The organism is Sphingobium sp. TB-6, from assembly GCF_012927365.1.
Taxonomy (GTDB): domain Bacteria; phylum Pseudomonadota; class Alphaproteobacteria; order Sphingomonadales; family Sphingomonadaceae; genus Sphingobium.
In genome coordinates this window covers 176,071-188,000 of sequence record NZ_JABBGL010000001.1, presented here as the reverse complement: position 1 = coordinate 188,000, position 11,930 = coordinate 176,071, and the positions used below count along the sequence as shown (strand labels likewise).

Genomic DNA, 11,930 nt, shown 5'->3' with positions numbered 1-11,930 from the left:
AAATCAGATTACGAAAAAGCCGTGGGTGCCGTCGCGCTCCAATTGAGCGACGAGGCCATATTCCCAGTCGAGATAGGCCTGCATGGCGGCGGCCTTGTTGTCCGTGCCTTCATAGGGGCGCTTGTAGCGGCCCTCCGGCCCGCGTGGGCTGGGCGCGCCGTCGGACCCCTTTTCCAGCGTCACTGCGGACCAGTCCACGTCGAGCACGAAGACCTCCCACCCCAGTTGCGCGAGCCAGGAGGCGGTCATGTCGGCGCGCGGGCCAAGATCGTCGGTGACGACGATGCGGGCCCCACGCACCGGAGCATTATGGTCGGTCTCCTGCACGAGCTGGCCGCCCTGCGCGTTGCGAAATCCGGGCAGATGGCCGCTTTCATATTCACGCGGCTGGCGGACGTCGTAGAGATAGAGGGTGCGCGCACTGTCCGCTTTCAACTCTTCCAGCTCATCCCAGCCGATACGCTTCACCCCGGCGCGATAGGCGACTTCCCGAGCATGGGCGCGAGCGCCTTCGACCGAGCGATTGTCGACCTCCGGCGCCACACGGGTCTGACCGGTTTCAAGCTCGTGCCCCGCCAGCGTCCAGCCGATCGTGCCGTTGCGCAGGGCGAAGATCGGGTTGGGCAAACCCGCATTGACCAGCGACTGGGTGCCGATGATCGACCGGGTGCGGCCCGCGCAATTGACGATGATCGTCGTGTCGGGATCGGGCGCGATGGACCGGGCGCGCAGCACCAGTTCGGCGCCGGGCACGCTGGTGCCGGTCGGGATGCTCATCGTGTGATATTCTTCGTAGCGGCGGGCGTCGAGAATGGCGATATCGGCCTTGTCCCGGATCAGCGCCTGCACCTCTTCGGCCGCCAGTGAAGGCGTATGGCGGCGATGCTCGACCAGTTCGCCAAAGGCCTTGGAATAGCTGTTCACATCCTCGAACAGCTCATAGCCCGCCTCGCGCCAGCCATGGAGACCGCCTTCCAGTTCGCGGACGTCGGTATAGCCCAGACCCTCGAACCGCACGGCCGCCTTGCGCGCCAGCCCTTCGCCATCGTCATAGACGACGATCGGCGTATCGAGCCGCGGGATGCGCCAGCGCGCTTCCTCATCGATCCGGCGCAGTGGAATCTGGGCAGCGAAAAGAGGGTGGCCTTGCGCGAATTCATGTTCCTCGCGCACGTCGATCAGAGCGATCTCGCTGCCGACCAGCAGGGCGCGACGAATATCCTGCGGCGTGGCAGCCAAAGTGCGGTCGCCTATACGGTCCAGCGTGTCGGTGGTCATGCGTTTCTCGATCTGTCCCAGAGGTTGGGGATCACGCCGTTGGCGTAACCCGATATGAAGGTCTTGGGGGTGCCGTCGGGCGCATAGGTCGCCCGCTCGACCGCGCCGATATTGGCGCCATAGACATGGATGCTGATCGACGGCCGGTCAGCAAGGCCGTTGGTCACGCGATGAATGTCACCAATGCGGGGGGATACGGCGTCGACTTCGCCCTCGCGCAGATATTGCTCGCCATGCGGGATCAATCGGCCGTCGGGCGACTGGCGGAACCGCTCGACCTTCTCCACGCCGCGCAGCACGCCGACCAAGCCCCAGACGGTGTGGTCGTGGATCGGCGTCGACTGGCCCGGTCCCCAGACGAAGCTGACGACGCTGAACCGTTCCCGACTGTCGCAATGGAGCAAATATTGCTGGTAGCGATCGGGATGCGGGCGGGTGAACTCTTCAGGCAACCAGTCGTCCTTCGCGATCAGGCGGCCCAGCAGGGCGCGACCGCTTTCCAGGATCGCTCCTTCGTCACGCGTCGCCGCCAGCAGATCGGCAAAGGCGGTGACGAAGCCGCGCAAGCGGCCAATGTCCGTGCGGCTATCGACAGGCCGCTCTATGGCCGAGACGGCGTTCATTCGGCCGCCTCAGCAATGGGCGCGAAGGGAACGACACCGTCGCCATGATCCTCGCCACCCAGATAGGAAAGCAGCTTTTCGCGCAGACGACCGGAAATGCCGGATCGTTCGCCGCGGGGAGCCGTGATCCGCTCCTGCGCGACGATGCGTCCCTTGTCGAGCACCAACACCCGGTCGGCCAGTGCGATCGCTTCCTCCACATCATGGGTCACGATCAGCACGGCTGGCCGATGTGCGCGCCACAGCGACAGGACAAGGTCGTGCATCCGATAGCGGGTCAGCGCATCCAACGCGGCGAAAGGTTCGTCGAGCAGCAACAGCGTGGGTTCGCGCACCAAAGCGCGGGCGAGCGCGACGCGCTGCGCCTCCCCGCCCGACAGCGTCAGCGGCCAGGCGTCGAGCCGATGGCCAAGGCCGACTTCCTTGAGCGCCGCCTCGCTTCGGTCGCGCACCCGGTCGCCTTTCAGGCCAAGGGCCACATTCTTCCACACCGGCTTCCAGGGCAGCAAACGGGCGTCCTGGAACACCACGGCGCGGGAATCAGGGACTTCCACATCCTGGCCCCGCACCTCGTCCAGCCCCGCGAGCGTCCGCAGCAACGTCGTCTTGCCTGAACCGGAGCGGCCCAGCAGGGCAATGAACTCGCCCGGCGCGATGTCGAGGTCGAGGCCATCGATGATCGTGTTGGGGCCGAAGCGGCGAGTGAAATCGCGCAGCCTCACCACGGGTTCTGGATGCGGAAGGTGATCGGCGGCGCTTTGCAGGGCGGTAAATCCGAGACGGGCGTCCATGCTTATTGCTCCACTATGCTGGGGCGCCAGATCAGGGCGCGGGCTTCGATGCTGCGGACCAGCCAGTCGGCGCCAAGGCCGAGAATGGCGTAGACCATGAGGCAGACGACGATGATGTCGGTCCGCATGAAATCGCGGGCATTGTTGATGAGATAGCCGAGCCCCGCCGAAGCGTTGATCTGCTCCGCCACGACCAGAACCAGGATGGAAACGGACAAGGCATAGCGCAGCCCCACCAGCAGCGAGGGCAGCGCGGACGGCAGCACCACATGCCAGATCTGCTCCCAGCGGCTGAGGCCAAAGCTCTTCGCCGCATCCAGCAGGCGCAGATCGACGCTTCGAATGCCGCTATAGAGATTGAGGTAGACGGGGAAGATGGTCCCGAAAGCGATCAGCGCCACTTTGGGCGTCTCGCCAATGCCGAACCAGACAATGAAAAGCGGCGTCAGCGCGAGAGCGGGAATGGTCCGCTTGATCTGCATCAGCGGGTCGACCGCAAGCTCCCCGGTTCGGGATAGACCGGCGACGAGGCCAAGGCCAAGGCCAAGGACCACCCCTATCAGCAAGCCAGCGGCGACTCGGGCAAAGGACACCAGCAGGTTCGAAGGCAATTCGCCAGAGAGCAGCATTTCGACCAGCGTGCCGATCACGGCGGAGGGTGCGGCCAGGGTCCGTTCGGGGATCAGGCCGCTCCGCGACCCCAATTCCCAGAGCAGCAGCAGAATGACGGGCGAAAGCCAACGTCCGCCGAAGCGCGCCAGAGAAAATCTCCGGACGTCGGAATATCCGGGACCGCCCCTGTTCACTGTCACAACCGTCATCAACTCGCCCTCTTGTGGTGAGGGAAAGCCCAACATGAATTCTCTACCAATTCAATTAAGTTTTATTCGGCCGACCTATGAGGGGTGTTAATATGGAGCGATTGACCGCAAATCGGGCGTCATTGGCCGCAGGAAATGGCGGGTTTGCGTGCTTCGACCGTTTGAGCCAAGATTTTCCTGGCCATATTAAATCTCTACTATTTTGATTGATATATAAGCCTTCGCGATAAGACAGCTACTCCGTTCCCGGCTTCGGATCGGCGGCTTCCCTTTCGATGAGGTTTTCATGCCGGTCAATCTGCCCACCAATTTGCTTCGCAGCTTCGTTGCCATCGTCGACACCGGATCGATGCTGAACGCGTCGGAGCAGGTGTTCGTGACCCAATCTGCGCTCAGCCTCCAGATCAAGCGGCTGGAGGAACTGGTGCAGCAGACGCTGTTCCTTCGGGAAGGGCGGCGGCTGAACCTGACCTCCGCCGGGAAAGTGCTGCTCGATTATGCGCGGCGCGTGCTGCTGCTGCATGATGAAGCCGTCGCGGCGGTCAGCGCCGGCCGTTTCGCAGGGCCGGCCCGTATCGGCATGGTCCAGGATTTTGCCGACAGCCTGCTCAGCGGGCTCCTGTCGCGCTTTTCCGAACTGCATCCCGATGCGCAAATCTATGCGCGGGTCGCCGGTACTGCGGAGTTGCAGACCTTGCTGGACCGCCGCGAACTGGACATTTTGCTCGGCTTCGCCGCGCCCAACGATCCCCATGCGGTGACGATCGCCCCCATGAGCTGGTATGGCGAGGCCGCGTTGGTCGAGCGCGAGGTGATCCCGCTGGCCGTGCTGGAGGAGCCCTGCCGGTTCCGCGAAGCCGCGATCCGGGCGCTGGAAGATAGCGGGCTGCAATGGCGGATCGCGGTGGAAACGCCCAATCTGGCGACGCTGAAGGCGGCGGTTGGTGCGGGGCTGGGCGTCACCTGCCGCACCCATTTGTTCCTTGGCGACAGCGAAGCGCTGGAACATGAAAAGCTGCCGCAGTTGCCCCGCGTCGCCGCCATCCTGCGCGCGGGTGAAAAGCTGGACAAGGCGGCGCATCGTCTTGCCGAACTGGCGCGGGAGACAGTTCAGACGCTCTGACTCGATAATAGAACGTCGACCGGCCCTAATAACCCCGCGCCGGATCGACGATGTCGCTGGGTTTTTCACCCCGGACGAAGCGGGACAGATCGTCATTGACCTTGTCCAGCAACCGATGGCGGATCAGGGTGTAATTGCCGGAAATATGCGGTGTCAGCCGGACATGCGGATGGCTGTAGAGCGCATGGCCTTCGGGCAGCGGCTCCGGCTCGGTGACGTCCAGAGTGGCAAAGCCCAGCCGGTTCCGATCCAGCGCATCGACCAGCGCTTCCTGATCGATCACGGACCCCCGCGCCACGTTGATGAGATGGGCGCCCGGCTTGATCCGCGCGAACAGGGCTTGGTTAAAGAGATGGCGGGTTTCCGGCGTTCCGGGCACGGCGATGACGATATGGTCCGCCTCCGCCACCAGCGTTTCGAGATCGCGGACATGCTGCACGCCGCTGATGCCCGATTGCGCCCCGCTTCGCCGCAAGCCGACGACCTGCGCGCCCAGCGCCAGACCGCGCCGCGCCACCGCCGCGCCGATCGCGCCCAGGCCGACGATGCCGATGGTCGTTCCAGACACGCGGCCCAGCGGACGCTGGGCCCACTGCTCCCGCGAGCGCACCGTCACCGCCTCCAGATTCTTGGCATGCGCATAGATGGCGGCGATCACATAATCAGCGATCTCTTCCGAAGCGACCCCGCGACCGCAGGTGACGAGCGGCGCATCCAGCAGCCAGCCGGGATAGAAATCCACTCCTGCCGAGGCGCTATAGACCCATTTGAGCCGCCCCGGCCATATTTTGGGCCGCTCCTGCGCCGATTGCCGCCAGGCCGGAGAGGGCCGCACCAGCAATATGTCCGCCTCATCCGCGGCGGTCCACGGCTCTTCCTCCGCCACGTCGATCAGGGTCGGGGCGGACGGGTGCAGACCAAGGCTACGATTGAAATCGGGCTCCAACTGGCTGGCGATGATCAAGGACATGTCAGTTCCCCAGCGCGGCGCGTCCCGCCGCGATCAATATGGTATCGCTCTGCGGCGAGTGAATGCGGCTGCACAGCACGTCGCGATAATGGCGTTCCAACGGATTCTTGCGGCTGATGCCCGGATTGCCGGTCAATTCCAGCCCGATTTCCACTGCGCGGATCGCGTTGGCGGTCGCGAGATATTTGATGTTGTTGACCTCCACCGCGCCGGGCGGATCACCTGCGTCATGGCGCGCGGCGGCATCGCGGATCAGCGTGCGGTTGACCTGCAACAGCGCCTCGATCTCCCCGAATTTCTCCTGCACCCGCGGCAGGGTCGCCAGCGAAGCGCCAAGGTTGCTGGGCGCCCGATCGTTGAGATAGGCGCGCAGCCAGTCACGCGCAGCCCGCGCCACGCCATCATAAATGGTCGAAATCGACAGCGCGTTCCAGATCGCCAGACTGGGATCGCCCGCCCCCGCAGCCCATTGCTCGGGCAGACGGATGTCGACCGCATGATCGAGCGGAACCGGCGTATCCGTGAAATGCACCGCATGGCTGACGGTCGCGCGCATGCCCAGATGGTCCCAGGCCGGTTCTATGTCGATGCCCGGACTGTCGGAACGGACCAGGAAATTGCCGACGCGGGGGCTTTCCTCATCCGTCTTCGCCCATACGGAAAACCAGTCGAGGCCCGTCGATCCGGTGGAGTAGATTTTCGTGCCGCCGATCGCCCAGCCATCGGCCGTGCGCCGCGCCACCGTCGCGGGCAGGCCGCCGCGCACTGGCGTCCCCAACTCCGGCTCGACGCGCAGCCCGCCGATCAATCCGCGCCCCTGCACCGCCTGCCGCGCCAGTTGCTCGTAAATCCCCTGCGGCCAGCCCTTTGCCCGGGCCGGGGTCGCATGATAATGGTAAGTCATGAACAGGATCAGCGCTGTCGACGGCTCCCCCTTGGCCACCGCGCCAAGCACGCGCAACGCTTCGGAGAGGGCCGCGCCGCGCCCGCCATATTCGACCGGGACGGTCAGCCCGATCAGCCCTTCCCGCCCCAGCAGATCGAAATTGGCGCGGGGAAATTCCGCGCTCCGGTCATAGGCTTCCGCCGTTGCCGCCAATTGCCGGGTGATGCGGTCCAGCAATTCGGAGCCGATCGGCTCGGGAGACGGGGTTTCGGGAACAAGTGCTTGGCTGGCCATGATTTTTCAGCCTCTTTTCGGTATGGAATCGTTGAACCGCTTGTCCCAGAGAGGCCACACGTCGACCGCCTTCGGCAACAGCTTCTGGGCGAAGAAAAGGTCCGCCACTTGCTGTTGGGAGGCGATGGCCGCATCGGTCACGGGGCGCAGTTCATAGCTGGCGCTTTTGCGCCGGAACTGGTCCACCACATAATCGCGCGGCACGCCGATATCCTGGGCGATGATGCCTGCCCACTCATCCTGGTGCGCTGCCGCCCAGCCAAAGGCCTGCTGCACCAGCGCCAGATATTCGCGGATGATCTGCGACATTTCCGGATCGGCCAGCGCATCGACATGGGCGGACACCAGATAATTGCCCGACAATATGCCATAGGCCGTGCGCAATATCCGGGCGCCTTCGGTCGCGACCGCCCGCTGGATCGGGAAACCGTAGATCGCCCAACCGTCCAGCGATCCCTGGGAAAAGGCCGCCGCGCCATCGGAGACGCCCATGGCGACGGGCGTGATATCGTCCCATCCCAGACCTACTTCTTCGAGCATCCGGATCAGGAAATATTGGGAGGTCGTGGCGCGCACATAGCCCACCCGCTTGCCCTTGAGATCGGCAATGGAGCGCGCTTTGGAGCCCTTGGGCACCAGCACCACCTGGTTATTGACGTCGCCATGGGTGACGGCGATCTGCCGGAAGCTCTGGATCGTCGACGCGGCGGCGAAAATGGGCGGAATCTCGCTCATCCCGCCATAATCGAGCGAACCGCCGTTCAACGCCTCCACCACCAGATGGCCGGACTGGAATTCGCTGTAGCGCAGATCGAAACCCTTGGCCGCGATTCCGGCCGCCTTGAACAACAGCCGGGTATCGCCTTCCCCCTTGCCGGTGATCGAGACGCGCAGACGGGGCCGGGAATCGCGACCGGCGCCGCACCCCGACAGCAACAGCCCGGATGCAGCCCCAGCCGCCAGAAAACCGCGCCGCGACCAGCCTTCAGCGACCACCGAGGCTTTCCTGCTTCGGCGCAGCCCGATCGAACAGGATCACGTCGGGATCGCGCAGAAATTCGCGACGAGCGGCATCGCGCAAACGACTCCAGGAGTCGATCAGGAAACGCAACGGGTTCATATTTGTCCTTCCGACAGCCATTGCTTATTTATCTATTTTATCAGTAGAGATAAGTCTCACAAGCAATGCTGTCGGAACTATAAGAATTCTTTGATTCACTGCCGTTCCGGCTTCAGACGGCCGTTTGCATCACAGCGCAGCCGCAACCAGACCATGCCGGGTCGGATCATATCTGCGAAGCGTCGCCGGAATAACGATTGGCGCGCCCGGCTAAGGGTGCGTCTGCAATTTGCACCTCATGCCGTTGGCCGCGCAAATTGCGTTAAGCGCACTATCGAAAATGGCTGCGGCGCCGGACGTCGGACCGATAAGCTTGCGATGTTCCAAACTCACCACTCCATGCGCCGTTGCCCACAATGCGTAGGTCACATGCTGGGCATCAAGTCTGCGGTCGGCTGGCAAATCGTCGCGCACGGCATCCCTTAGCGTTTCGAAACTGCGCCAGGCCTGCTTGCGACAGGCGGCGGGCGCTTCCCACGCCCGGCCCAGATCACCGAACATCACATTGTAGAGCGCCGGTTCGTCAAGAGCGAAAGACCGATAGGCTCCCAACATCAGGGCCAGCCGCCGGGCGCTGTCGGCTTCCCCGGCATGTGCTTGAAACGCAAGGACCAACTCGGCAAAGCTGTGCAGGTAAAGAGCTTCGAGCAAACCGTCCTTGCCGCCGAAATGGGTATAGATCATCTTCGTCGAAGCGCCGGCGGTTTCGGCCACGCGCCGGACCGTCAGCGCGCCCGGCCCCTCTTCGCTCAACAAGGCCGCGGCAGCCGACAGGAGGGTCGAACGAGTCTCCGCCTCCAATGCCGACCGGGCGGCCCGGATATTGCCTATGATAGAAGGTGCGGTCATGCGGCGACAGTTTGATGATCCGCAACGCCTTCAGCAAGGAAATTGGATAGCCGCCGCCGGATGATGCTTTCGGCATCGGCCATGATCCGGTCGATCAGATCCTTGACCGTCGGAATGTCCCGGATCAGGCCGACGACCATCCCGCAGCTCCATGCGCCCGCGTCCATATCGCCATCGACCATGACCTTCGGATAAACGCCCGCAACCTGATCGTGAATGTCGTCGATCGTGAGGGCGCTGCCCTTTTCCCGCTCAATCTCCTGCAAACGGGTGACATTCTCGTTCTTCAACACGCGTTCGGTGTTTTTGAGAGACCGCATGATCAACCGCGTATCGAGCTCGGTCGCATCAAGCAGAGCCTGCTTCACATTGGCATGGACCGGCGCTTCCTGGGTCGCAATGAACCGGGTCCCCATATTGACGCCGTCGGCGCCCAGTGCGAGGGCCGCGACAAGGCTGCGCGCGTCTCCCATGCCGCCGGACGCCAGAAACGGTATGCGCAATTCGTCCGCGGCGCGCGGCAGCAGGATCATGTTCGGAATATCGTCCTCTCCGGGATGGCCGCCGCATTCAAAGCCGTCGACGCTCACCGCATCGCAGCCGATCGCTTCCGCCTTCAAGGCATGGCGCACCGAGGTGCATTTGTGGATGACCGTGATCCCCGCCGCCTTGAGCGCGGGCATATAGGCCTCCGGGCTCCGGCCTGCCGTCTCCACAATGGTAACGCCGCCCTCTGCGATGGCCTGGATATATTCAGGATAGGGCGGCTTCGCGAACGTCGGGAGAAAGGTCAGGTTCACGCCGATCGGCTTGTCGGTCATTTCGCGGCAGCGGGTGATCTCGCGCGCGAGCGCTTCGGGAGTGCGTTGCGTCAGCCCCGTGATCACGCCCAGTCCCCCGGCGTTGGAAACCGCGGAGGCCAGTTCGGCCAAGCCCACGAAATGCATACCGCCCTGAACGATCGGATGCTGTATTCCGAGCAAATCGGTAATCCGGGTGCGCATAATGAAATCTCCTAGACCATGATGGAAACGTTGTTACCATAAAAAACAATGTTTCTCAATTCTGACGCGCGGGATTTTTTCTGGCCCCGCAGGAAGCTTGCGAAAGCGCTGTTTCGTCACTCGAGATCGTGGGATATGATGCAGGCATCGAACTGCGGCCGCTGAGCGGTTTTTGGCGCAAAGCCGCGAACGGCGGCCAGCTTTATCGTTGCCATGCGCGATTTTTCTTGAACTGCCATCTCACGCAGGGCATCCGAAAACGCCACGGAAATCCTTGGTTTCCGGCAAGAATATTGGCGCTGTCTGGGCGAATTCAGATTGGAAATGCTTGATCCATGCTGAAGGTCGATCATGCCGCCATCATCGGGGGCGGGTTCAGCGGCACGTTGCTGGCCATCAACCTGCTTCGGCACGGCACGCTGCGGGTGACGATGCTGGAGCGCCAGGGCGACCGCCTGGGCCGGGGTCTGGCCTATGGCGCCGCGCAGGCCGGCCATATCCTCAACGTGCGCGCCGCCAATATGAGCGCGCTGCCCGACAGCCCGGATCATTTTACCGACTGGCTGAAACAGGAAGGGCTGGGGCAGGAAGGCAGCTTTGCCACGCGGCGCGACTATGGCGCCTATCTCTGCGCGATGCTGGACAAGGTGCGGGGACAGGCCAGCGACAGGTTGACCATCGTGACGGATGAAGCGGTCGATCTGAGTCTGCGCGACGACGGCGTCCATATCGACCTGCGGTCAGGCGGTGGGGTGGATGCCGACATCGTCGCACTGGCGCCCGGCAATCTACCGCCCCATGACCTGCCCGCCTTTGCCGGTCTGTCCGGCCATAGCGCATCCTATGTCGACGATCCCTGGGCCGCATCCATTGCCGAAGGATTGGGACCAAGCGATCGGGTTCTGCTGCTCGGCAGCGGGCTGACCGCCGTAGACTGCGCGCTCAGCCTGGACAGCGCCGGCTTTCGGGGACGGATCGTCGCACTTTCCCGCCGTGGATTGGCCCCGCAAAGCCATGCTCCGGCAGCGCCCTACACAGCCCGCAGCGACCGTCCGAGGGGCGCCGCCTCAACGCTGGTTCGCACGCTGCGCAGCCGCAGCGCGGAGATCGGCTGGCGCAATGCCGTCGATGAACTTCGCCGCTTCACCCAGGATATGTGGCGCGCCGCCAGCGCGGAAGAACGCAGCCGCTTCCTGCGCCATTTGCGTCCCTATTGGGATGTGCACCGCCACCGCCTCGCCCCGCAGGTCGCCGCAAGACTTGCGGCGATGCAGGCGGAAGGGCGGCTGGAAATCCATGCCGCCAAGGTGGTGGAGGCCGTTCCCCACGGCCGCACGCTTCACGTCCATCTGCGCAGGCGCGGACAGGACGAGAGGGAGACCCTGCCCTTCGCCCGGGTCGTCAATTGCACAGGCCCGCTGGGCGACCTGCGGCGCACCGACGATCCGCTGCTGCGTCAGTTGGCGATTCGCGGCGACATCCGGCCCGATCCGCTGGCGATCGGCATCGATGTCGACCGGCAATGCCACGCCATCGCCCGCAACGGATCGGCCCAACAGCGGCTGTTCGTGGTCGGACCGATGACGCGTGGCGCGCATTGGGAAATCGTCGCCGTTCCCGACATCCGCCGTCAGGTCTGGGAACTGGCGCGGGAAATCACCGGCGCTCATTGGGTCGAGGCCGAAGGATTGTGAAAGGGCATGACCTGTTTACGCCTGCCCGCGCAAGATGAGGTGCGGATTTGACCGGCATCTTCTAAAGCGATTCCATGACGACATCCCCCGACCTTGCCATTCGCCTGCGCCGCGCCGATTTCAACCGCGCTCTGGCCGAGGCGGACCTGAATGCCATCGGGCCGCTGCTTGCCCTCCATGCCGTTCTCATCACCGGGACGGACAGCGCCGTCATCTCCGGCCGCAAGGCGCAGCTTCAGGCGTGGAAACGGGAATTCAGCGCGGCGGAGCGAACCCTCTATATCCGCACGCCCGACAGCATCGTCGCCTCGACGGTCGAGCCCATCGCGCTGGAGCATGGCCGCTGGCAGGGCGTGGCCGCCGGGGCGGGTCGCCTTGTCGCATCGGGCAGCTATAGCGCCAAATGGCGGCAGGCCGGTGCGGATTGGGTCATCGAAGCGGAAATCTACCTGACCCTCGCCTGATTGGCGCATCGGC

The 11,930-nt window shown here is 63.8% G+C and carries 14 protein-coding genes; 3 read left to right on the top strand and 11 right to left on the bottom strand.

Translation table 11 applies throughout. The features are described from left to right. Positions 1–3: 3 nt before the first annotated feature. The 4 genes from HHL26_RS00785 to HHL26_RS00770 are packed head-to-tail and all read right to left on the bottom strand — an operon-like array spanning position 4 to position 3,513. Positions 4–1,278 carry a rhodanese-like domain-containing protein gene (locus tag HHL26_RS00785; protein WP_169575703.1) on the bottom strand — a complete coding sequence of 425 codons (1,275 nt, stop codon included), beginning with the start codon at positions 1,276–1,278 and terminating at the stop codon, positions 4–6. Beyond that, a complete protein-coding gene (locus HHL26_RS00780) occupies positions 1,275–1,901 on the bottom strand; it encodes a cysteine dioxygenase (protein ID WP_169575702.1) in 627 nt (208 codons plus the stop codon). Before HHL26_RS00780 ends, HHL26_RS00785 begins: the two co-directional genes overlap by 4 nt. Further along, positions 1,898–2,692 (bottom strand): ABC transporter ATP-binding protein, encoded by a 795-nt coding sequence (locus HHL26_RS00775; RefSeq protein WP_066563419.1) that lies wholly within the window; start codon positions 2,690–2,692, stop codon positions 1,898–1,900. Before HHL26_RS00775 ends, HHL26_RS00780 begins: the two co-directional genes overlap by 4 nt. A gap of 2 nt (positions 2,693–2,694) precedes the next feature. Continuing rightward, positions 2,695–3,513, bottom strand: coding sequence for an ABC transporter permease (locus HHL26_RS00770; protein WP_087573653.1), 819 nt, complete (start codon positions 3,511–3,513; stop codon positions 2,695–2,697). A 286-nt stretch (positions 3,514–3,799) separates the two neighbouring features. On the opposite strand from HHL26_RS00770, the gene HHL26_RS00765 reads away from it, so the two are divergent. After that, positions 3,800–4,636 (top strand): LysR substrate-binding domain-containing protein, encoded by an 837-nt coding sequence (locus HHL26_RS00765; RefSeq protein ID WP_087573654.1) that lies wholly within the window; start codon positions 3,800–3,802, stop codon positions 4,634–4,636. Between the two features lie 25 nt (positions 4,637–4,661). Here the strand turns inward: HHL26_RS00765 and HHL26_RS00760 are convergent, their stop codons facing one another. The 7 genes from HHL26_RS00760 to HHL26_RS00735 all read right to left on the bottom strand — a co-directional run bounded on the left by HHL26_RS00760 (position 4,662) and on the right by HHL26_RS00735 (position 10,112). Next, positions 4,662–5,606, bottom strand: a complete 945-nt coding sequence (locus tag HHL26_RS00760; RefSeq protein ID WP_169575701.1) for a D-isomer specific 2-hydroxyacid dehydrogenase family protein — start codon at positions 5,604–5,606, stop codon at positions 4,662–4,664. A 1-nt stretch (position 5,607) separates the two neighbouring features. Beyond that, complete coding sequence (locus tag HHL26_RS00755; RefSeq protein ID WP_169575700.1) at positions 5,608–6,786, bottom strand: acyl-CoA dehydrogenase family protein; 1,179 nt, start codon at positions 6,784–6,786, stop codon at positions 5,608–5,610. 6 nt (positions 6,787–6,792) lie between these two features. Then, positions 6,793–7,782, bottom strand: coding sequence for an aliphatic sulfonate ABC transporter substrate-binding protein (locus HHL26_RS00750; RefSeq protein ID WP_169575699.1), 990 nt, complete (start codon positions 7,780–7,782; stop codon positions 6,793–6,795). After that, positions 7,772–7,906: a hypothetical protein gene (locus HHL26_RS24450; protein WP_257721821.1), complete on the bottom strand. Its 135-nt coding sequence runs from the start codon at positions 7,904–7,906 to the stop codon at positions 7,772–7,774. The genes HHL26_RS00750 and HHL26_RS24450 overlap by 11 nt, the downstream gene beginning before the upstream one ends. A 210-nt stretch (positions 7,907–8,116) precedes the next feature. Then, a complete protein-coding gene (locus HHL26_RS00745) occupies positions 8,117–8,755 on the bottom strand; it encodes a TetR/AcrR family transcriptional regulator (protein ID WP_087573658.1) in 639 nt (212 codons plus the stop codon). Continuing rightward, the gene (locus HHL26_RS00740; RefSeq protein ID WP_169575698.1) at positions 8,752–9,759 is read right to left on the bottom strand and encodes a nitronate monooxygenase family protein; all 1,008 of its coding nucleotides are present in this window, start codon (positions 9,757–9,759) and stop codon (positions 8,752–8,754) included. The genes HHL26_RS00745 and HHL26_RS00740 overlap by 4 nt, the downstream gene beginning before the upstream one ends. Positions 9,760–9,875: 116 nt before the next feature. Continuing rightward, positions 9,876–10,112, bottom strand: coding sequence for a hypothetical protein (locus tag HHL26_RS00735; protein WP_140404524.1), 237 nt, complete (start codon positions 10,110–10,112; stop codon positions 9,876–9,878). Here HHL26_RS00735 and HHL26_RS00730 point away from each other — a divergent pair. Together HHL26_RS00730 and HHL26_RS00725 are read left to right on the top strand one after the other, a co-directional pair. Next, the gene (locus HHL26_RS00730; RefSeq protein ID WP_169575697.1) at positions 10,095–11,453 is read left to right on the top strand and encodes an FAD/NAD(P)-binding protein; all 1,359 of its coding nucleotides are present in this window, start codon (positions 10,095–10,097) and stop codon (positions 11,451–11,453) included. The genes HHL26_RS00735 and HHL26_RS00730 overlap by 18 nt on opposite strands. A 74-nt stretch (positions 11,454–11,527) precedes the next feature. Next, the gene (locus HHL26_RS00725; protein ID WP_169575696.1) at positions 11,528–11,917 is read left to right on the top strand and encodes a nuclear transport factor 2 family protein; all 390 of its coding nucleotides are present in this window, start codon (positions 11,528–11,530) and stop codon (positions 11,915–11,917) included. The last annotated feature ends 13 nt before the right edge of the window (positions 11,918–11,930 follow it).

What these genes read in the sequence shown, in the direction of transcription:
- HHL26_RS00765 (WP_087573654.1), top strand. Translation starts at nt 3,800, where the DNA reads ATGCCGGTCAATCTGCCCACCAATTTGCTTCGCAGCTTCGTTGCCATC.
- HHL26_RS00745 (WP_087573658.1), bottom strand. Translation starts at nt 8,755, where the DNA reads ATGACCGCACCTTCTATCATAGGCAATATCCGGGCCGCCCGGTCGGCA.
- HHL26_RS00755 (WP_169575700.1), bottom strand. Translation starts at nt 6,786, where the DNA reads ATGGCCAGCCAAGCACTTGTTCCCGAAACCCCGTCTCCCGAGCCGATC.
- HHL26_RS00785 (WP_169575703.1), bottom strand. Translation starts at nt 1,278, where the DNA reads ATGACCACCGACACGCTGGACCGTATAGGCGACCGCACTTTGGCTGCC.
- HHL26_RS00735 (WP_140404524.1), bottom strand. Translation starts at nt 10,112, where the DNA reads ATGATCGACCTTCAGCATGGATCAAGCATTTCCAATCTGAATTCGCCC.
- HHL26_RS00740 (WP_169575698.1), bottom strand. Translation starts at nt 9,759, where the DNA reads ATGCGCACCCGGATTACCGATTTGCTCGGAATACAGCATCCGATCGTT.
- HHL26_RS00775 (WP_066563419.1), bottom strand. Translation starts at nt 2,692, where the DNA reads ATGGACGCCCGTCTCGGATTTACCGCCCTGCAAAGCGCCGCCGATCAC.
- HHL26_RS00760 (WP_169575701.1), bottom strand. Translation starts at nt 5,606, where the DNA reads ATGTCCTTGATCATCGCCAGCCAGTTGGAGCCCGATTTCAATCGTAGC.
- HHL26_RS00730 (WP_169575697.1), top strand. Translation starts at nt 10,095, where the DNA reads ATGCTGAAGGTCGATCATGCCGCCATCATCGGGGGCGGGTTCAGCGGC.
- HHL26_RS00770 (WP_087573653.1), bottom strand. Translation starts at nt 3,513, where the DNA reads ATGACGGTTGTGACAGTGAACAGGGGCGGTCCCGGATATTCCGACGTC.
- HHL26_RS24450 (WP_257721821.1), bottom strand. Translation starts at nt 7,906, where the DNA reads ATGAACCCGTTGCGTTTCCTGATCGACTCCTGGAGTCGTTTGCGCGAT.
- HHL26_RS00725 (WP_169575696.1), top strand. Translation starts at nt 11,528, where the DNA reads ATGACGACATCCCCCGACCTTGCCATTCGCCTGCGCCGCGCCGATTTC.
- HHL26_RS00780 (WP_169575702.1), bottom strand. Translation starts at nt 1,901, where the DNA reads ATGAACGCCGTCTCGGCCATAGAGCGGCCTGTCGATAGCCGCACGGAC.